The sequence below is a fragment of the Candidatus Nanopelagicales bacterium genome (assembly GCA_028687755.1).
Taxonomy (GTDB): domain Bacteria; phylum Actinomycetota; class Actinomycetes; order S36-B12; family S36-B12; genus UBA11398.
Genome location: JAQTZL010000004.1, coordinates 118,463 through 138,462, shown reverse-complemented (window position 1 = coordinate 138,462; position 20,000 = coordinate 118,463). Strand labels below are relative to the sequence as shown.

At 54.0% G+C, this 20,000-nt stretch carries 20 protein-coding genes; 9 read left to right on the top strand and 11 right to left on the bottom strand.

Annotated elements, in window-relative coordinates; genetic code table 11:
- The first annotated feature begins 116 nt into the window (after positions 1-116).
- Positions 117-791, top strand: a complete 675-nt coding sequence (locus PHN51_07205) for a hypothetical protein (GenBank protein ID MDD2818570.1) — start codon at positions 117-119, stop codon at positions 789-791.
- 68 nt (positions 792-859) lie between these two features.
- Positions 860-2,065, top strand: coding sequence for a molybdopterin-binding protein (locus PHN51_07200; protein ID MDD2818569.1), 1,206 nt, complete (start codon positions 860-862; stop codon positions 2,063-2,065).
- A gap of 7 nt (positions 2,066-2,072) precedes the next feature.
- On the opposite strand, the gene PHN51_07195 is transcribed toward PHN51_07200, so the two are convergent.
- From PHN51_07195 to PHN51_07175, 5 genes are all read right to left on the bottom strand, one after another.
- Complete coding sequence (locus tag PHN51_07195; GenBank protein MDD2818568.1) at positions 2,073-2,651, bottom strand: ferric reductase-like transmembrane domain-containing protein; 579 nt, start codon at positions 2,649-2,651, stop codon at positions 2,073-2,075.
- Complete coding sequence (locus PHN51_07190; protein MDD2818567.1) at positions 2,644-3,639, bottom strand: FAD:protein FMN transferase; 996 nt, start codon at positions 3,637-3,639, stop codon at positions 2,644-2,646. The genes PHN51_07195 and PHN51_07190 overlap by 8 nt, the downstream gene beginning before the upstream one ends.
- 5 nt (positions 3,640-3,644) lie before the next feature.
- Positions 3,645-4,214, bottom strand: a complete 570-nt coding sequence (locus tag PHN51_07185) for a hypothetical protein (GenBank protein MDD2818566.1) — start codon at positions 4,212-4,214, stop codon at positions 3,645-3,647.
- A 91-nt stretch (positions 4,215-4,305) separates the two neighbouring features.
- The gene (locus tag PHN51_07180) at positions 4,306-4,530 is read right to left on the bottom strand and encodes a ferredoxin (GenBank protein ID MDD2818565.1); all 225 of its coding nucleotides are present in this window, start codon (positions 4,528-4,530) and stop codon (positions 4,306-4,308) included.
- Entirely contained in the window at positions 4,527-5,870 is a 1,344-nt protein-coding gene (locus tag PHN51_07175) for an NADH-ubiquinone oxidoreductase-F iron-sulfur binding region domain-containing protein (protein ID MDD2818564.1), read from the bottom strand. Before PHN51_07175 ends, PHN51_07180 begins: the two co-directional genes overlap by 4 nt.
- A gap of 131 nt (positions 5,871-6,001) precedes the next feature.
- Between PHN51_07175 and PHN51_07170 the strand changes: the two genes are divergently transcribed.
- The 3 genes from PHN51_07170 to PHN51_07160 are packed head-to-tail and all read left to right on the top strand — an operon-like array spanning position 6,002 to position 9,409.
- On the top strand, positions 6,002-6,925 hold the full coding sequence (locus tag PHN51_07170) for a sulfite exporter TauE/SafE family protein (GenBank protein ID MDD2818563.1): 924 nt from the start codon (positions 6,002-6,004) through the stop codon (positions 6,923-6,925).
- Between the two features lie 7 nt (positions 6,926-6,932).
- Complete coding sequence (locus PHN51_07165; GenBank protein MDD2818562.1) at positions 6,933-7,922, top strand: NAD(P)H-quinone oxidoreductase; 990 nt, start codon at positions 6,933-6,935, stop codon at positions 7,920-7,922.
- A gap of 5 nt (positions 7,923-7,927) precedes the next feature.
- Positions 7,928-9,409, top strand: a complete 1,482-nt coding sequence (locus tag PHN51_07160) for a glycoside hydrolase family 88 protein (protein ID MDD2818561.1) — start codon at positions 7,928-7,930, stop codon at positions 9,407-9,409.
- Here the strand turns inward: PHN51_07160 and PHN51_07155 are convergent.
- Both PHN51_07155 and PHN51_07150 read right to left on the bottom strand, forming a co-directional pair.
- Positions 9,399-10,052, bottom strand: coding sequence for a nucleotidyl transferase AbiEii/AbiGii toxin family protein (locus tag PHN51_07155; GenBank protein ID MDD2818560.1), 654 nt, complete (start codon positions 10,050-10,052; stop codon positions 9,399-9,401). The two genes, PHN51_07160 and PHN51_07155, sit on opposite strands and share 11 nt — an antisense overlap.
- Entirely contained in the window at positions 10,049-10,552 is a 504-nt protein-coding gene (locus PHN51_07150; protein ID MDD2818559.1) for a helix-turn-helix transcriptional regulator, read from the bottom strand. Before PHN51_07150 ends, PHN51_07155 begins: the two co-directional genes overlap by 4 nt.
- A gap of 146 nt (positions 10,553-10,698) precedes the next feature.
- On the opposite strand from PHN51_07150, the gene PHN51_07145 reads away from it, so the two are divergent.
- Positions 10,699-11,244, top strand: a complete 546-nt coding sequence (locus PHN51_07145; GenBank protein MDD2818558.1) for a bacterial proteasome activator family protein — start codon at positions 10,699-10,701, stop codon at positions 11,242-11,244.
- A 22-nt stretch (positions 11,245-11,266) separates the two neighbouring features.
- Here PHN51_07145 and PHN51_07140 read toward each other — a convergent pair whose 3' ends face one another.
- Complete coding sequence (locus tag PHN51_07140) at positions 11,267-12,832, bottom strand: Ig-like domain-containing protein (GenBank protein MDD2818557.1); 1,566 nt, start codon at positions 12,830-12,832, stop codon at positions 11,267-11,269.
- A gap of 101 nt (positions 12,833-12,933) precedes the next feature.
- On the opposite strand from PHN51_07140, the gene PHN51_07135 reads away from it, so the two are divergent.
- The 3 genes from PHN51_07135 to PHN51_07125 are packed head-to-tail and all read left to right on the top strand — an operon-like array spanning position 12,934 to position 15,846.
- Positions 12,934-13,641 (top strand): maleylpyruvate isomerase family mycothiol-dependent enzyme, encoded by a 708-nt coding sequence (locus tag PHN51_07135; GenBank protein ID MDD2818556.1) that lies wholly within the window; start codon positions 12,934-12,936, stop codon positions 13,639-13,641.
- Between the two features lie 30 nt (positions 13,642-13,671).
- On the top strand, positions 13,672-14,991 hold the full coding sequence (gene serS, locus PHN51_07130; GenBank protein ID MDD2818555.1) for a serine--tRNA ligase: 1,320 nt from the start codon (positions 13,672-13,674) through the stop codon (positions 14,989-14,991).
- A gap of 33 nt (positions 14,992-15,024) precedes the next feature.
- A complete protein-coding gene (locus PHN51_07125) occupies positions 15,025-15,846 on the top strand; it encodes an HAD-IIB family hydrolase (protein MDD2818554.1) in 822 nt (273 codons plus the stop codon).
- A gap of 3 nt (positions 15,847-15,849) precedes the next feature.
- Here PHN51_07125 and PHN51_07120 read toward each other — a convergent pair whose 3' ends face one another.
- The 3 genes from PHN51_07120 to PHN51_07110 all read right to left on the bottom strand — a co-directional run bounded on the left by PHN51_07120 (position 15,850) and on the right by PHN51_07110 (position 19,826).
- Complete coding sequence (locus PHN51_07120; protein MDD2818553.1) at positions 15,850-16,281, bottom strand: PIN domain-containing protein; 432 nt, start codon at positions 16,279-16,281, stop codon at positions 15,850-15,852.
- A complete protein-coding gene (locus PHN51_07115; protein ID MDD2818552.1) occupies positions 16,278-16,523 on the bottom strand; it encodes a hypothetical protein in 246 nt (81 codons plus the stop codon). Before PHN51_07115 ends, PHN51_07120 begins: the two co-directional genes overlap by 4 nt.
- Before the next feature lie 162 nt (positions 16,524-16,685).
- Complete coding sequence (locus tag PHN51_07110) at positions 16,686-19,826, bottom strand: glycine-rich protein (GenBank protein MDD2818551.1); 3,141 nt, start codon at positions 19,824-19,826, stop codon at positions 16,686-16,688.
- Between the last annotated feature and the right edge of the window lie 174 nt (positions 19,827-20,000).

Here is a 20,000-nt window from a genome sequence, read left to right as displayed (position 1 = left end):
GGATCCCACCGCACACAGCCACACGCGAATCCCTTACCTGGACTTAACCAATTCTGGGGATTGAGTTAGGGCCCACTGACCTACCGTGATCGCAGAGGGAAACCAGAGGAGTGCACATGTCCGTAATCAAAACCGTCGCTGTGACAGCAATGTCTTTAGGCATGGTGGCTGTAGCCGGTGTTGCTGGTTTCGCGGTGGTCAACTCCGCAAGCCCCACCCCTGCGCCCGAGACCATCACCTTGTTAGCCAATGAGACAGCTACTGCAGGCGCTCCAATGTTTGTGCCTGGTGAATTGCCGCCGATTGTGACCTTTGAACAAAGTGTTGCTCGCACACCAGATCAAACAAGTGCGCAAATCGCGGCCACGATTCCATCCGTAAAAATTTCCAAGACTTCGCCTGTCGCCGCCACACCAACACCTGTCACCACTCCTTCACCTACTCAAATCACCAGCTTGCAGGCACGCACTGCAGTGCTCAGCGAAGTCAAAGGCACGGTAACGTCCATTTCAGAAGTAACACGCAATGGCTTCGAGGCCTTCGCAGTGAAAGTTGCCTTGACCGACGGTGGCACTGCCACCGGCTACGTCCATAAGGCAACTGGTGTGATTTTTGATTGGGATGCTGTGGGTGCACCAGCTGCCCAGCCGGCGGCTCCCGCAAAAGCGCCAGCGGCGACGGTTACCACGACGAAAAAAGATGATGACGACGATGATGATGATGACGAGTCTGAACATAAGTCAGAAGACACGAAGCGTCCGAGCTCTTCCCATGATGATGACGACGACTAACAGCTGACTCGCCCGCACTTATTGATCGATACCTACCTATTCATACCCATGGTCGTATTGTTCGATTAATGAGTACTTACGGGCTTGATGGTGTGCTTGCTTGGGAACAGGCCTTTCATGTTGCCACCACTTCTGGCAGGGCCCTTCCCACTGTTGCCGCCCGACTTGATGAAGCAGGCGGAAGTATTCTCGGCAAACCCTTACTGAGATTAACCGACGAGCCCGCAGCAGACAGCGCCCAAAGTGACGGGTATGCAATTTGTGGTGAAGGTCCGTGGCTTGCGGTAGCTGATACTCGCCTTCAACCCGGGGAATGCATGTTTTTGCATGCCGGGCAACCTATTCCTGATCACACGGATGCGGTTATTTCTGTCGCTGCTGTTGAAGCACGCAAAGCCAATGACGATTCAATCATTGTGATCGCACTCGATGCCCTCACCGGTGTCATTGATGAGTCTGTGCGACCAGAACTTGGCAGTGGCATCGCCCGCCAGGCTTCCAGAGCAACACTTGGCAGTGAACTTGTGCCGGCAGGACGCCAAGTAACTGCGGCAGTGCTAGCACTTGCTGCTTCAAGTGGGCACGATTTTGTAGAGATCGTCCGCCCGCCTGTCGTTGGCACGGTTGTGCTCGGCCATACGTTGCTCAGTCAAGGACTGCCACGCGATGGGCGCATTCGCGATGCCCTCGGCGATGCGGTTGCGCATTTTGCGGGGTCCCAAGGTGCTCGTTCCAATCCACCACTGCGCGCACCCGATACCGCGCAGCTCCTCCTTGAACATATCGATGACGCCAACGTTGACATCTTGATCACTACTGGCTCCACCGCTCCCACACCTGACAATCATGTGCGTCAAGTCATGAGTGATCTTGGTGCGCGTTGGCTCATTGATGGCGTTGCCTCCACCCCCGGTACCCAAATGTTGTTAGCGAAACTTCCTGATGGTCGCTTTGTTGTGGGGCTACCAGGTGAACCTGCATCAGCATTAGCTGGCTTGCTCACGATTGTTGCGCCCCTCATTCGGGGTATGCGTGGTGCACCTGCACCCGTGCTCTCCCACGCAGTGCTTGTTGATGAACCACCAATTGGCGATTATCAAGATGACACCAGATTGGTTCCCGTCACGCTGAGTAGATCGGGATCAAACCTCATTGCCAAAAAACTATCTGGATCATTAAACGACATCAGTGACTGGGCGAATGCAGATGGGATCGCATTTATCGCGCCTGACGTGATGAACGCCGGCACATCCGTTCCAATTATTTCGCTCTAACTGCGCATTACGAACGAACAACCACTGAACCAGCAGCACGCGTGGGCCCAGGTGATGGAATAAATCCGCGAGCCATCAGCCCCAACACAATCAGTGCACTACCTGCAATCAGTAGCGCGAGTGACCACGAGGCGAGAGCATCGGTACCAGCCAGGATGTAATGCATGGTGGCGATTGGCCAAGCCGCATAGGCCAACCAGTGCGATTGCTGGAAGAGCTTTGCTCCTGAGTTTTTCAAGCGAGGACGTAACCGTCCAACGATTGACACCGGAATCATGAACCAAAATGCGATAACCCCCAGCGCCACCGCAAAGGTGTTCCACGATGAAAGCCCAGGAATCAAAATCTGCGCCACCGTGAACGTGAGATATGAGTCAAAGAGCAAGAAAACCATGTGGATCGCGAGAAAACTTAGAGCTAACGCGCCAAGCCAGCGGTGCAGGTCAAGTAGCCGTGTAGGTGAAGCAGCCCGACCCAGAATGCGTGTGCGCAACAGGATTCCCCAGACCACTACGGCGGTCAGTAAACCCCAAGCAGTGATCCCAGATGCGCGAATCGCTAACCAGGTCCATGCAGTTTCACCCATGTTGCACCTTCTCTAGCGATGACCACATTTGCGTGGGAGTCATCACGGTGTACCCCGCGTCATGTGTTGTAAGCCAAGCGCACGCAGCATCTGGCTTCATCAACATTGCCGCTGTAGCTGTCACTTCAGCTAACCATCCCGCACCGCACCACACCGTTGCTTGAATCAAATCAGGATCAGCCATCTGGCCGGTGCGCGGATCAATCACATGATGGCGTGTACCACCAGCCCAACGGCGATACAGGGTCGATGACGTGGCAATGCCAAATGTTTCATGCTCGTCATTCGTACTCCGGGTATTACATGTCACTAATTGTGGTTCACGCGCTGCGTTATTGGGATCTCGCTCATCCTCAATCGCAATCACCCATGCGTCAGCATCACCAGGTTTACCCGCGACCACGATGTCGCCACCAAGATCAACGAGCACGCCACTGGCACCGGCTTCCATTAGCTCATGAGCCACGATGTCGGCGCCCAAGCCTTTGCCGATAGCACCTGGATCTAGCCCAACTCCTGCCGGCAAGGAAATGGTGCTTGCTTTAAGATCAATGTTCACGTCATTCATAAAACTAACGCGCGTAGTAGGTATCGCACTTGTTCCTTCTGCACCAGAAACCGCTTCCTGATTCCACGAAGCAATGCCGGCAAGTGCTCCGCGTGCGATGACCGACGCATAGTCTGCGTCGTATCCAGCGGCTTTAATTTCACTCAACATTGTTGGATCAAATAAGCCACCAGTAATTTCCCATGCGTGCTTCATGTGCCACACGAGTGTGAGCATGTCCGCGCTCACCACCATTGGTCCGCTGCCCGCGCACGCATTCACGCGATTGAGTTCACTGCTTTCGCGGAAACGCGACCATGATTGTTCAAGGATTTCAACACGCATGCGACCTAACTCGGTCAATTTTTCTGCATGGGCAGGCGCGTAGACCGAAATCATGCACGCGGCACCCATTGCCCGAAACTCTCTGACTTCATTCACGGCGATTAGCCCTTACTGGCTTTCGTGGTGCTTTGTGCAGCTGGTGCAGGTGCGCTGGCTGCGCCATTGTTATTCGATGCACTCTGCTGAGCAGGGGCCGGCACAAACTTGCGAGCTGGCGGTGCCTGCGCAGCTGGTGTCTGTGCAGCTGGTGCAGATTCCTGTTGAGTAGCAGAGGTAGCGGCACTGTTGGCAGTTGATGAACTGTTCGAATTCTTTGTTGTGGATGTAGGTGATTTCGGAACCGAAATTTTCGCTGCAACGCTGGCACCGGTACGCGATTGTGCTGCAAGAGCATTCGCCGTGGCGATGAGTTGCACTCGGTAGGCCTCCAGACGTTGCTGCTCAGCAATTAATTGCGAGGCGTATTGATCGAGTTGCCCTTGAGTGACACCCGTGGATGTCGTGGCCGCAGCGAGAACTACCTGCTCTGTTCCTTCAGCGGCGGTGGCCTCCTGAGCATTGCGAACCGCGATCAACCCAACAACGCCCAAGCAAGTTGCTGAAGCCATCCCAAAGGCCAATGCCTTTTGCCCAGCGCTCGTGTATCGCTTACCGTAGACCTTGGTGCTCATTGCCTTCTCCCTTGTTCGTCTTCTCAAGGTAGGCAATGGCCAAACAAGGGACGATTCAGTAATGGTTAAGTGCCGGTAAAGAAGCTGCGAATTACTGTTGTAGGCGTTCGAGTCGTAACGCGGCAACGGGGCAGGCGACAACGGCTTTCTTGGCTGCCCCTAAGAGCTGATGGGGCACCGCGGTCGTCAGGGTGCCTGAGTTCAGGAGCGGATACCCCCACTCATCGAGGGTGAACAGTTCCGGAAGTAGCTCCACGCAAAACCCATGCGCATCGCACAACGTTGGATCCAGGCGGATTTCATGAAGTTCGCTCATTTGAAATCCTTTCCGGGGAAGCCCACGGGTGTGATTCGTTGATCAACAATCGGCAATGGTGTCACCACTGATGAGTGATGGGTATCAGCGCTGCATCGCCCGTGAATGTGATGTGCAACTTCTGTTTGAAAGACCTGCAAGCCCGAAGTAATAAATCGCGCAACTCCATCTGGGTGCTTACATCCACCGCGCTGTTGCACCAGTGGAAGCCGTGAAGTCAACCGATGGAGATCCGCAGACGATGCTGAGCGCGCGGAAAGTACATCTAGATCATCAGCAAGGGAAGGCAAACCGAAACGACATGGACCGCATTGGCCAGCACTTTCGCCAGCCATCCATCGAGCTACACGAGCCATTGCGGTAACAGGGCAGTCATGTGCATCAAAGGCCCAAAGAATGCCCGCACCAATGACGCCGCCCGCAGCCGCAACAGAATCAGGTGACCACGATGCGTTCATCAGTGCGTCATAACCAGCCCAACCACCGCCATAGCCACCGGTAAGGAAGCCGGAGACTTCAGCGGAAAAACCATTGCAGCGCTTAATAATTTCAGCAACTGGGGTGCCAACTGTTACTTCAATAACTCCCGGTGAGTTCACTGCTCCACCCACCGAAACTAAGCACGTGCCAGGTGCAGAAGTCTCGCCAACAGATGCGAACCATTGGCCGCCATATCGTGCAATCAAGCCAATGTGCGCCATCGTTTCTGCGTTCTGCACTTCGGTAGGTCGATCGTTCACTCCGCGTTGAAAGGTTCGTTTTCCATAAACAGGCGTACCCATGCCTTCACCGATCCAGTGTGCGAGTGCACTTTCTTCGCTGGAGACATAGCGAGCTGGTGGGGTAACCAGTTCGATGGTCACTGCATCATTGCGTTCGGCAAGTGCACGCAAAACGACGTCAACAACTGCGGAACCGCGGTGCACAGCGATATATGCCGATGTTGCACCGATGGTTGCCGCCAGTGCACTCACGCCATCAAGAACTAGATGAGGGCAATGCCGAAGGAGAACTGCGTCTTTGCTGGATGCGGGTTCACCTTCCATTGCGTTGGCCACGACAACAGGCTTGCGGCCAGATGACCAAGCTCGGCGAGCTCCTGCGCTTTCCACCACCGCATGGATCTTTCGGGCCGTGGGAAACCAGCCACCGCCACGGCCTCGTAAGCCTGAGGTTTCTATTTCGTGGACCAACGGCCCAGGCTTACCAATGCGAGGTCCTTGGACCAAGGGAAGTCGACCAAAGTGGGCCTCATGGGCTGCCAGTGAGCGCAGATCCAGTGCTTGCCCTGAGGGGCCAACGGGCAGGAGTCGGGCATTTCCGACAGGTGGCGTGCTCATAGGTGAATTCTGGCCATCTGACTTGTGGATCCCGTCCGCAACAGGCAAAGGCTGGGTAAAAAGACGGGCCCACTGAGCAGGTATCAGGTCCGATTTCATTCTATACCAATTCACTTGGTATTGTTTGGGCCGTGAGCCTGACTGACATTGACTTTGCCCTGACCCTGGGTGGCCTGATTGCTGGCATCGTCGTGGGGTTGACCGGTATGGGCGGCGCAGCTCTGGTGACCCCGATGCTCGTCCTCATCTTCGGTATTAATCCGGCAACCGCAGTTTCAAGTGACGTAGTGGCCGCCGCGATCATGAAACCGTTTGGTTCCTGGGTACACATTCGAAATAAGACTGTGCACTGGGGTTTGGTGCGCTGGCTCTCCCTTGGTTCGATTCCCGGGGTACTGATCGGCACCTGGATCTTTAATTCCGTACTGCAAAGCGAAGATGCCGCGAACACCATCAAGGTGTGGATCGGTGCAGTGCTCCTTGTCGCCCTGGCAGCCATGGTTGCTAAGGCGTATATCTCCAAGCGGTTGAAAGCCAAGCACGGTCAACAAGAACTACTCGGCACCAAAATGCCAGTGAAGCCCATTCCGACCGTCATTCTTGGCGCATCCGTTGGCTTAATCGTTGGTATGACCAGCGTTGGTTCAGGTTCGTTGATCGTCACTGTGTTGCTTCTGCTCTACCCACTGCTTCGCCCGAGTGTTCTTGTGGGAACCGACTTGGTGCAAGCAGTTCCGATGTTGATTGCTGGTGCGATTGCGCACGCAGGATTTGGTGTCATTGACATCGCAGTTGTGGTGTCATTGTTGATCGGCCAGATTCCCGGCGTGATCATGGGCGCAAAACTTTCCACCAAGTACGACGGTCACCTCTTGCGTTATTTACTGATGGTGATTCTGGCCGCAACAGCATTGAAGTTGCTTGGCATTGTCAGCAGTTTGATAGCCGGCATCATTGCAATCGCTGGTGTGGTGATTGTTGGTGGCTTGATGCTGAAAGAACTTCGCGCGAAAGACGAGACCAACGAGGGGCAAGAGCCTTCCCAAGTGGCATAGTCACTTCGTGCACGCAATCACTCAACCACATGGCTTTGGTAGCTACGAGACTCTCGTGTGGAGCAAGGCTCCCGATCCAGTAGCAGCACCAGGTGAAGTCGTCATCACCATTGCCGCGACAGCAGTCAATCGTGCTGACACCTTACAGCGCATTGGAAAATACAATCCGCCTGCTGGATCCACCGAGATCATCGGCTTGGAGTGCGCGGGGCTCATCAGTGAAGTTGGCGTTGGCGTCACCCGCTTTCAGATCGGCGATCGGGTGTGTGCGCTGCTCGCTGGCGGCGGATATGCCGAAAAGGTTGCGGTTCCGGTTGAACAGGTGATGCCAGTTCCCGGAAATCTCAGCTTGATCGAAGCTGCAGCATTGCCCGAGGTTGCGTGCACAGTGTGGAGCAACGTCTTCATGACTGCGAACTTGAAGCAAGGCGAATGGCTGCTCATTCACGGTGGTGGCTCAGGTATTGGCACGCATGCCATTCAGCTAGCCAAAGCCGCTGGTGTGCGCATTGCAGTAACCGCAGGCAGTCAAAAGAAGCTTGACGCTTGTGCTGCACTCGGTGCTGAATTACTTATCAACTACAACACTCAAGATTTTGTAGAGGTAATCAAAAATGAAATCGGTGGAGTCGATGTCATTCTTGACATGGTCGGCGCCAAATACCTCGAAAAGAATATTGACGCTCTCAATCGCAACGGTCGCATCGCGATCATCGGCATGCTCGGTGGCATCAAAGGTGAGATCAACTTGCAAGCACTGCTCCAAAAGAACGGCACGATTCACGCAATGGCCCTTCGTAGTCGCCCGGTGAGCGAAAAGGATCTGATTTGTCGTGCCGTCGAGCGCACGATCTGGCCATGGATCGAAGCCGGATTAGTGCAGCCATCTATTGACCTGGAATTGCCAATTCAACAAGCAGGTGAGGCTCATCGCATGATTGAAGCCGGAGAAATCACCGGCAAGGTTGTGCTCATAGTGAATGGCGAGATCAAGTAGTGAGCATGAGGAATACGAAACGCAATAAGCGCAAGCTTGCTGCCATCACTGCTGTTTCCTTCACTCTTGCAACAACAGGATTCATTGCGGCGACAGCCAAAGCGGCTGATGGCGCAGATCCAGTTGCGACACCAACGGCCACTAGTTCGGCAACACCAAGTTCCACGGCAACACCCATAGCAACGGCGAGCGCAACCGCCACTCCAACAGTGGCAACCTCAGCGCCAACCACAGGCACCAGCGTTGTCTGCCCAGCAGTCACGAGTGAAATCACCAAGCCTCAAGCTGATGCGGTCTACCAAGTCGCTTCAACCAAACTTGCCGCAGCGGCAAGGGGCAGTAAAAAGCGCTACCCCTTTGGTGCGCTCGCCAATCAAGTCACTTACGTAAAGACCGGACCATCAGCATGGACTTCTGGTTTTTATCCAGGTGAGTTGTGGTTGATGTATCAGCAGACCAAAGACGATCGCTGGCTTAAACGGGCTAATCAATACAGCAAGGCTCTGATCAAAGTCGCTAACGACAAAGGCACGCACGATCTCGGATTCATGATCGGTTTGCCGATGGGCCTTGCGCATGAACTTGAACCAACGAGTGCACTCAAGCGCGAATACCTAAATGCTGAAATCACTGCAGCAAAATCACTTGCTCGCCGCTATAGCAATGTGGTGCACGCAATTAAGTCCGCGAACTACAACGGCAAGTGGGGCGTGATTATCGATTCAGCAATGAACGCCCCCATGATGATTCAAGTTGGCCAGTGGCTCGGTGCGGAAGGTAATTACCTTGCCAATGAAGGTGAGCAACACATGCTCACGCTGGCCAATAATTTCATTCGCCCTAATGGTTCGACGTTTCATCGCATGGCATTCAATCCAAAGAACGGCATGCTGATCGGGCCGATTGCAGGTCAAGGTCTTGAAGGAACCTCAAGCACGTGGTCGCGCGGGCAGGCGTGGGCGATCAATGGTTTTGCGCAAGCCTATGAACTCACCAAGAATCCAGCATTCTTAAAAGCTGCGGAAGCAACAGCGAACTACTGGATGTCTCGCGTGCCACCCGGCTGCATTCCAGCATGGGATCTCGATGTCAGTAACAACAAAGCGCCACGTGATTCAAGTGCTGCAGCAATCGCAGCAAGTGGCTTACTCACCCTTGCACGAAATGAACCAAGTGCTGATGCGGCAAAGACCTACAACACGTATGCGCGCCTGACCTTAGGAACGCTGGCTACCCCTGGTTGGCTCAACACCAACACCCGTAACCCAGGCATCCTGTTGCAGCAGAGTTTGAATGTTCCAGCCCTTGCTCGCGATGGCAGTTACGTGTGGGGCGACTTCTACCTGCTCCAGGCCCTCGCGCAGATTGCAACGAGCCTGCCAACTCCAACACCAAGCGCGACGGCGACTCAAATACCTGCCCAAACACCGGCCTCAACGGCTACCCCACCTAGTTCAGCAACGCCAAAGCCAAGCCCTACTGACTAGAAATTAGTGGGGTAAGAACGGAATCGGCGATCTCCATGCTCTCGTTATAAGTCAAATGGAAATCGAGAGTGTCAATGGCTTCGTACTGTGCTCGAATCACTCGCTCACGTACACGACATTGATGTAAGAACGTGTCTGCATTCTTCCGCATTGAAATTTTGGCATCTTCGAGTAACCCAGGATTGTGGGTTGCAACTGCAGCGAGGTCAAACAAGTCTCGGCCAGTAGCGATGTGTCCTCTATGCCATAACTTCTTAGCAATGATTTCAGCAGGAGTCTCCAGCAGCACAAGCCTGCCGCGTACTTCGGATTTTTCAAATGGAGTTTGCACAAGTGGTTCCGCGACGATGAAATCAATTTCGCCCATGGGGAATTGAAGTTTTATCGCTTGCGCGTCCTCTGAGTACGAGGAGGTGAGAGCTTGCGCATAGTCGTGTAATCGTGGGGAAAACATGCCAAGAAGTTGTTGATCGGCAATGAAAATGTCAATGTCTTTGCTTCGTCGATGGTTCAGTTTGAACATCAATACAGTTCCGCCCCCGAATGACCACTCAAACTTCGCATTAAGACTCACCTGATCAATAAGACTTACGGCGAGATCGAAAAGTTTCTCCCAAGGTTCGACTGCCAGAGAGGTTTTCATGCTGACTTTTTCCATCGCGGATTTGCTGACTCAACTCCATCTGCAAGTTTGCGGGCATTTCGCCAAACCTTTTTGGGTTCTATGTTTGCTGAAGCAGCAACGTCACGTACTACTCGAATAATCATCTGGTTCGACTGCTCATCGACAAAGTGCGCGATATGTGGCATCCACTGATTGTCGATAGTTCCCGTGAGTAATGCGGTCGCCAACTGCTTACTTGGAAGTACTGATGCATAACTCACCGAAGCAGAGGCCGCTGCCATTTCAATTGCAGAGGTAGCCCAGGATCGAACTGTTGGTTTCTGTGGAGTGAGCGAGATGGAAACCGACAAGAGGTCAGCAACCTTGAGTAACGTCAATGAACTGATGTCTCCGCGACCGTTTTCTAGTGCGTTCAGCGTCGCTCTGGATACCCCAGCCATCGATGCAATATCGGCTTGCGAGAGTCCAGCAGAAAGGCGGGCCTCACGTAGGCCATTGCCAATTTCCACCAAATTCATGAAGCAAAATTACGCCAACACCCCAATTTATGTCAAATATATTTGACATAAATGTGAGGCGCGCTGACTGTTTATGGCACAAACTCGTGGTTGAAAAAGCCGTCCCTGGTTGTTCGTGTGCGTACGACCAGTGCAACCATGGCCCCATGACTTCTTCACCCCAGGATCTCGAAGGCACCGAGAACGCCCCCCACAAAGTCACGATCGTGGGCCCCGACGGTGCGCCCATTGGTGAAGTCGAGCCAACTGAGCGCGAGGAGTCCGACGAAGTTGTCGAGATGGTCGCCTCCCCTGCCAAGGTGATGCGCATTGGTTCGATGGTCAAGCAACTTCTTGATGAAGTGAAAAGCGCTCCGCTTGATGAAGCAGCGCGTGTTCGCTTAAGTGAAATTCATCGCCAGTCGATTGAAGAACTTGAAGGCGCGCTTGCTCCTGAACTGATTGAAGAACTCAATCGCTTGAATGCGCCTTTTGAAGGCCCTGCACCAAGTGAGGCTGAACTTCGCATCGCGCAAGCACAGTTAGTGGGGTGGCTTGAAGGTCTGTTCCATGGCATTCAGGCTGCTCTTTATGCGCAGCAAATGACGGCCAAGGCGCAATTCGAAGAGATGCGCCGCCAAGCGATGATGCAAGGACAGTTGCCGCCAGGCCCTGCTGGTCAAGGCGGACCAAGCGCTGGTCAATACCTGTAACTGACCAGCGCTACTCCCGTTGTTATCCGCGATAGGTGTAGCTCTTATTGAGCGCAAGCCACATCCCTGGCAGTGACGCTGCGCGTGCAGCAACCTTGCACGTTCCGGCACGACGCATTTTGAACACCACTGCGCCTGCAGCATTCACACTCAGGGTGCAACGCGACCCTCCGTATGTTTTGACCCACGTGACTGGCCGTCCAACATTGGTGAGCAAACCAGGATCTGCCAAGCGGTACCAGCGATTGCGTACGAGGCGACTGCCTGAAACCGGTGCCTTTGGGGCAACCGTTTGATATCCAGCGGCGAGCGCAATCGTGTTGGTTTGTGTTGCCGGAAGGTAGTTCGCATTTCCTTGTGTTGCTGCATTAACCACGCACACACCGGTTCCAGCTTTAGCGGAAATGGTGTAACCGCTCACGGCACAGGTGCCGGTTGAGGCAAGAGACACCATTAATCCTGAATTCGATTTTGCATTGAACGTGACCGACGATCCATTGCGTAGGACGTAACCAGCATTAGGTACCCACGCCAACGTTGAAGTTGTTGGAGTCAGGCTGATTCGATCGGCCTGAGCTAATGCGGCAACCACGACTGTTTGCGATGCAGAGTCTGCCAATGTTGTTGAACTTCCTGAATAGTTCACCTTGATCACATAACTGCCGGTCGCTGTTGGCGTCCAACTAAACGACGCCGATCCATTCACGAGAGTTTTCACATCAAGCACCGTCGTGCCCAGATACAGCGTCATGGTGCCTGTTGATGTTGTTGGCGTGACATCAGCCTTGATTGGAATGGCAACACCTGGTGTTCCCGTTGCCGCCATGGTGAGCGTCACATTTGAGCCGGTAGCGCTCACGACGGTTGTTTTCACTTCACTACTTGATGCCACAGCATTCTCATCTGGAACGTACGTTGCTTTGATCGTGAAGTTTTGAGCAGTAGCCGGCATCTGAATACTCGAGGTTGCTGTGCCAGCAGCATTGAGCACCTTGGTTTCAATTAACGAGCCATCACCTTTAAGGAAAGAAACAGATCCCTTGGGAATGTAGGTACCAGAACTCTTCACTGTTGCAACAAACTCAACAACTGTTGACAACTTCACGTTCTGTGGCGCCGTGAGTGTTGTGGTTGTCGGCACTTTCCCGATCGTGACGGTTGATGAAGATGAGGTTGCTGTTTGTGATGCATCAGCGGATGAGTACACCGCATAGACACCGACAGTGCCTGCACTGAGTGGGGTCCAATTCACTGCTTCAGTAACACCAGCAGCTGAGATCGGTGCTGCGCCAATCAAGGTGCCCGGAGTTGTGTAGTAAGAAATTGATCCGGCAAGTAACGCGTTGTTTGATTCAGTGACAGTTGCCCTGAGTGCTTGTGCGGTGCCGACTGTTCCGTTTAGGGCCGTGAAGGAAATTGTGGTTGCGGCATGTGCCCGGGGAATTGAGACCAGACTTGTTGCCACACCAATGACTAACGCAAGGAGTACGAGCACACTGCGCTTCAACGTGAAGCGGATGTGGGGCGTGCTGCTTGATGCGCTCGCGCTTGTGAAAACTACGGGGGAAGATACGTCATACCTTTTCATGGTTATCAAGGTAGGAGTGAAACGCTCGTTCACCTAGATGCGTTACCGGATCGTGGCCCGTTTGTGACATATCTGTGACTTATCTGTGCCACGATAAAAGCATGCTGACGTTCGAAGCCTTTCAATCTGCGTTACGCACAAATTCCGATCTATTCGCACAACTCATCGCAACAGGTGATCTTGATGCTGCTGTTCCTTCCTGCCCTGGCTGGTCATTGACCGAACTTGCTGGGCACATGTGTGGCACGCAACGCTGGTCCACTCACGCACTGATCACTGGTGAGCGCGGGGAATTTCAACAAGCACCAACGCAACGCGATGAATTGCTTGCCTACTTCACTGAAGGTGCAGATGAATTGCTCGAAGCATCGCGCACGATTGATCCGCAGCGGCCAACCTGGTCATTTGGCCCAGAGCCGCGCATCGCGCAATTTTGGACGCGACGCCAGGCCCATGAGGTGACCATTCATCTTTGGGACGCGTACTCATCCCAAGGTCAGGAATATGGGATCCCAGAAGATCTCGCGCTCGACGGACTTGCCGAAATTGTTGAGGTCTTCTTTCCCATGCGGGTCAAGCGTGGCAATGTCACGCCGTTGCCGCAGACACTCGTGTTGGCTCCCAACGGCCAAACCACGACCTTTGAACTCACCACCAACATTCAAAATGACGGACCAAGAATCGTCATTCGTGGCCAAGCTGCCGATCTCCTGCTGCTCTTGTGGGGTCGCAAGCCGCTGGCGGAGTTGGAAATCGAGGGAGACCGAGCCTTGGCTGAGGAATTCTTGGCTCAGGGAGTGACTCCTTAAGCAAGGAGCCCGGCGCACTAAGGTTTTGCTGTGATTGATCCCAATATTTTGCGCACTGACCCTGACCGCATTCGCGAATCCCAGCGTCGTCGTGGCGAGAGTGTTGAAGTGGTTGATCAACTCATTGAGGCCGATGTTGCCAAGCGCGCAGCGATGCAGGAATTTGATGAACTGCGTAACCAGCAAAAGGTGCTTGGCAAGCAGATTGGCCCGTTGCAAGGTGCGTTGAAGAAGGCCACTGATGAGGCCGAGAAGGCCAAGGCTCAAGGCGAAGTCGATGCGCTCATGGCTCAGGCCAGCAAGCTTGCTGATGATGTGAAGGCAGCAGACGCACGAGCAAATGAAATCAGCGAAAAGGCTGATCAGTTGTGGCTGCAAATCAGCAACCTGGTGAATCTTGATTCACCAGTGGGTGGCGAAGAAGATTTCAAACTCGTTGAAGAAGTTGGCACGCCTCGCGATTTTTCCGCCGAAGGTTTTGAAGCACGCGATCACATTGAGATCGGTGAAATCCTCGACGCGATTGACACAGTGCGCGGCGCAAAGGTTTCAGGCTCACGCTTTTTCTATCTCAAGGGCATCGGTGCGCAGCTCGAGATCGCGCTGCTGAACCTTGCAATGCAGCAAGCAAGCGCCAACGGCTTTATTCCGATGATTACGCCAGCAATCGTGTTGCCGTCCGCAATGAAAGGCACCGGCTTCCTTGGTCAGGCTGCCGAAAATGTCTATCGCCTTGAAGAAGATGACATGTATCTCGTGGGCACCAGTGAAGTTCCACTCGCCGCCTATCACTCTGATGAAATTCTTGACGTGAACCAGTTGCCAATTCGCTACGCAGGCTGGAGCAGCTGCTTCCGCCGTGAAGCTGGAAGCTACGGCAAAGACACCAAGGGCATCATCCGCGTTCACCAGTTCGACAAGGTCGAAATGTTTGTGTTCACCACACCTGATGAAGCTGAAGCAGAACATGCGCGTTTGCTGCAATGGGAACGCGATTTCGTTGATGCTCTTGAACTTCCTTACCGCGTGGTCGATGTTGCCACTGGCGATCTTGGATCAAGTGCTGCACGCAAGTTCGATATCGAGGCCTGGATCCCTACGCAGGGCACCTACCGCGAAATCACCAGCACCTCGAACACCACCGAGTTCCAAGCTCGTCGCTTGAAGATTCGTATGCGCGATGGTGACAAGACTCAGCCTTTAGCCACCTTGAATGGCACCTTGTGCGCAATGCCGCGCATCATCGTTGCGATTCTTGAAAATCATCAGCAGGCTGACGGGTCCGTGCGTATCCCTAAGGCCTTGCAACCGTTCCTTGGTGGAAAGACTGTGTTCACCGCTCCTGCATAACTCGTTCAACTACCCGATGGAGAGTTCAGCATCATGACCCACTTTGATCCGGCTGCGCTCGACACCATTGAGTATCCGCAACTCATTGCGCTGGACATCGATGGCACCTTGGTTCCTCAAGATGGCGTGATTCGTCATCGAGTGATTGAAGCAATCAAGGCTGTTCAAGAGCGCGGTGTTGAAGTGGTGCTGGCAACGGGGCGTTCATTAAGCACCACGAGCCCGATCGCGCGAGCTGCTCGGCTTGATGGTTGGTTGGTCTGTTCCAACGGTGCAATCTTGGCAACCGTTGAACCAGAAACCGTGATCGAAGCCGTCACGTTCAAACCAAAAGACTTCATCGATCAAATGCTTCCGCTGCTTCCCGGTGCGATCTATTCCGTTGAAGATGCCTGGGGTGTGCTCAACACCAACGTGGCATTCCGCGGTGGCCCGCTTGGCATGGCTGTCCGTGAAATGCCTCTTGAACTGATTCGTGAACTTGATGCAGCGCGCTTAGTGGTGCGTAGCGAAGAACATCTGGAAGAAGGCCTTGGCCATATCGTCGAAGCCCTTGGCCTGCATGAAGTGCAGTTCGGTGTTGCCAAGGTGGCTTGGCTTGATATTGGTCCGAAAGATCTCAATAAGGCCTACATGCTCAAACAACTATGCACGCGTCTTGATCTCAACCCAACCCGCACGATTGCGATTGGCGATGGTGACAACGACATTCGCATGCTCGAATGGGCCGGCCTTGGCGTTGCAATGGGCACGGCCAGCGACGAAGTGCGCAGGTACGCCAATGCGATCACGCATGAAGAGCCTGGCGTTGGTGTAGCTGAAGTACTTGAAGCGGTTGCCAACCACGCGAAATAGCGCTTACAGCAGTGGATTTCGAACTCTGATTCCATCAAATTTTTCGAAACCACGATCTGCAGTCCAAATTTCCCGGACTTCATTTTCAATACAGATTGCAGCAATGCGTGCATCGTGAATTTTCCCACCTGAAATATCAGTTTGGGATGACATGTCCTCAAGCACTAACAAGTGCTGAGAAGTTTCATGCAGTGTTGTCGCAATCGGACTAGAAAGCCAGCCGTGGACCTGTCGCAACGCGAGTTCCATTGGCGTGGGTTCAGGGAAGAATTTCTTGTTTGTGACGACCGACAAAAATTCATGGACAACTGGCCAACACATTGCGACCTGCTCAACACCAGTAAGCGCACGCGAAATGGCATCCCTGGCTGCAAGATGCTGATCCATATCCGCACGGTGCGCATAAACCCAAAGATTCGTGTCAATCGCAATCATGTGGACCGGTCCATTGCCTCTTCGCGAATTTCAGTCCAACTCATGCCCTGAGCGACCTTGGACATACCTGACCCAGAAAAACACAGGCTGTAATCGGGTTCCCAAACCTGGGCTTGCGCATGGCGGGCAATTTCGCGTTGGAGGGCTACCTCCAGCACGGATTTGAGCGTGCAACCCTGCTCAACTGCAAGCTTTTTTGCTTCCATCAGAAGCGCATCTGGCAACTCAATGGTCGTCTTCATAGCCTAAGGATAACCCGCACCCATATTTATGGGTAATGATCCCAGAAGCCTGTGGATATCCTATTTTCATGAAAGATCCAGTCGCATTTTGTGCAATGAATCCCTCAACTCATCTTCACTAGCCACATCAAGCGCGTCAGCTAGGCAAGACGTGCCAACCATCTAGCGATGGCGCAGGGTGACCGTTACTTTTCGAGCAGCAGCAGAGGCGCCCGCCGGTTGAGTCGTTCCCTTATAGGTCACCACTCCAGCCACACCCAACTTGGCAAGGTATGCACTCACTGATTTCGCACGCGCGGTCGATAAAGCCAAGTCATTACCGTTGCTCTTTGATGACTGCACATAACCAATTGCAGTTCCCGCAACCACCGTTTTCGCACTCTTTGGCAACGCTAGCCGAATTTGCGTTTTCGCTTGAGTGGAAAGCACCGACGAAAACGGCGCGAAACTCACGACGAGTTTCTTCGATCGCAGCGGCTGAGTTGGCGCAACGGCCTCTTGAACAACTACACCTAATGAAAGTGAACGAATCTGCCCGTCTGTGGTGTAGCCATTAGCTTGGAGCGTGTGACGACCTGCTGGAATTCCTAATGGAATTTGCACGGCGCCATTGAACGCACCAGATGAATTGGTAAGTACATCGCCCAGATACACCGAGTTCGAGAACAGGAACAGCTTCACCGGAGTTTGTGCCATGAATCCTGTGCCTGTGGTCTTGGCGTAGCGATCTGATTCCAGAATCAGTGCTCCATCTGGCGTGAGACCAAGCGGCTGACCATTGCTACCTGCTCCTTCAAGCACCATCGTGAAACCGGGGCCAGAAACCTCAAGCGCCGTATTACTCACAATCGGTTGCACTCGAACCGTTTGTAGAACTCCATTGACCAACAACGTAGATCCACCTGTGGCAGGTGCCTGTGGAAGCACCAGAGGAACAATTGGTGGCAATGCTGGTGCCGACGGAGCAATTGTTGGAGATGTCGTTGAAGTACTTGAACCACCGCCACCATTACTTGGTGGCACATATGCCGTAGTTGCAAGCGTAAGTGCGGATGATGGGTAGGTGTAGGTAGTGCTTGAAATAACCATCGAGGCAACAACTCGCACGTAATAGGTTGTCGACACTGATAATCCAGTACACATTCCAGAAATACTTTGAGCAGAACCAGTGATTGGCGATGGTGATCCTGTCACCGTCGAAACCACGTTAGTAAATGCAGCATCGGTCGCGCATTCGAATAGCACTGGCGTGGAACTTGAACCAGGCGTCACTGTTGCGGTTGCAATAATTGTTGAAGACGTAGCCGTTCCCGTAGGCGTTGTCACAACAGGCAACACAGTTCCGTTTGGCAATGTTGTGAACGATTCAGTTGTTCCACAACCGTTTCCAGCAACACTCTTTGCGCATACGCGGTAGTAATACGTCGTTCCAGCACTCAATCCAGTGATTGATCCTGACACCGTTGATGTCGAATTTCCCGCGAGCGTGCTCGCACCACTCGATGACGTCAGTGCTGCAGTTGATCCGCCGCCGTTGGTAACGGTGCTTTGCGTTGCGCTATAGAAAACAGTTGGCACCGACGCAAGGAACTGCGGATTCACGCTTCCCGCAATGCTCACGGAAGAAGTTGTGACGCTCGAGGATCCAGTTGTCACGCCGATCGGCATCGCAGTAACCACTGCCATACCAGTTCCAAGTGAACCACCCCGGCTATGTGCGAAGGCTGCGCCCGAAACACCCAGCACGTTCGCACCGGAAGAACCAGTGACGGACGCAAATGACGAACCGCCACCACCACCGGCATCATTTCCACCGCCGCCACCGTAGAAGCCTCCACCACCGGCTCCACTGCCAGCCCAGTGAGCGGAGCCTGCACTTCCACCAACGCCAAGCACTCCACTTGTACCGAGTCCGCCACCGGCTCCACCAGCAATCGAGGTTCCTCCGCCGCCACCATTTGGGCTCGTCGTGCCGTTGCCACCATCACCGTTTACCGCAGCTCCGCCCGTTCCGCCACCCAGACCCCAGCCGATTTCACTGCTGCCGCCGCCACCGCCAGAAACAACAACTCGATCAGTCAACGCACAAGGTGAGCCCAGTGATGGATTTGCGCACGTGCGGATGTCTGATGCTCCGCCGCCACCACTGCCCTGCTTTCCGTAATCACCAAGAGTGCCGTCGCCTCCGCCATTCCACCCACCAGTAAGCGGGGCCGTTGGAGCGAACGGACTGTACGAAGTGCCTTGGCCACCAATATTGAACTGCAACGTTTGACTTGCCGTGACGGGCAAACGGCCATACACAACATCGCCCGCAGCGCCGCTAGCGCCGGCGTACAGGCGGACGGCGACTTCAGTCACACCTGCAGGTGTTGTGTAGAACTGCGGCGCACCGGTGTAAGCAATCGTTGCGTTTGTAATTGCACTTGGTGGGTCAATCACGATTGATCCATCACCTGCGACGTTTCCATCGGTGAATGATGCATTTGACGCGCCTGTTCCACCGGCCCATGAAACGCCGCCACCACCGCCGGCAACACCTTTAGGTGCATTGTCATTTTCACTAGTGCCACCGCCACCGCCACCGAAGTAGCCGCCGCCACCGCCGCCACCTGTTGCGTTTGCAACCCATCCGCCTACACCGCCAACAGCACTGCCACCAGCGCCTGCCGCGCCACTTGAAGTTGCGTTAGTTCCCGTGCCTGCTGCGCCGCCACTGCTGCCTGTCGCGGCTCCGCCGCCGGTTGCATTTCCTGCAGGGAAACCACTGATTGACCCTAAGTTGATTGCAATGCCAGCAGTTGGTGTTTGACCACCGTTGCCACCGATAGCTCCAGATGCTCCCGCCACACCTGAACTACCTCCGCCGCCGCCGGCACCTGCAACAACAACTCGCAGGTTTGCCGCGCACGACAATTCATAAGCGCAGGCGTTTTGACTTGGCGGGTTGAACGCTGGGCGACGAATATCAGTTGCACCGCCGCCAAGAACACCACCACCAGCACCATTGAAGGACTTACCTTGTCCACCAACATTGAGTTGCAACACTTCACCAGGATTCACGCTGAGATCGACCGTTACGGTCGCGCCAAGTCCGCCCGCTGCTGTTCCGGTGCCACCAGCGGCACCTTGCAGGGTGGCTGTGATCGAGGTAACGCCAGCGGGAACGACATAAATCTGGGGAGCACCTAGGTAAGAAAAGGTTTGGGTAGTTGCGGATGCAGGGCTCAATGGCGCGAACCCGATCAGAGCTGCAGCAAGTGAACCGACCACAGCAAATGAACCCATACGGAAGAAACGCATTCGGAAAACCCCTACCAAAATTAACGTGCGACTATTCCCAGTCTAAGTCGCTCAGGCGCGTTTATTCCCCACTCCACAGGCGCCTCCTGCAATCATCTCCGTACCGAGAACGCACCGACTTATCTCTGGGAGCTGTTCAAGCTGTCCAAGAGCACGGTTGATCAATTAGATTCA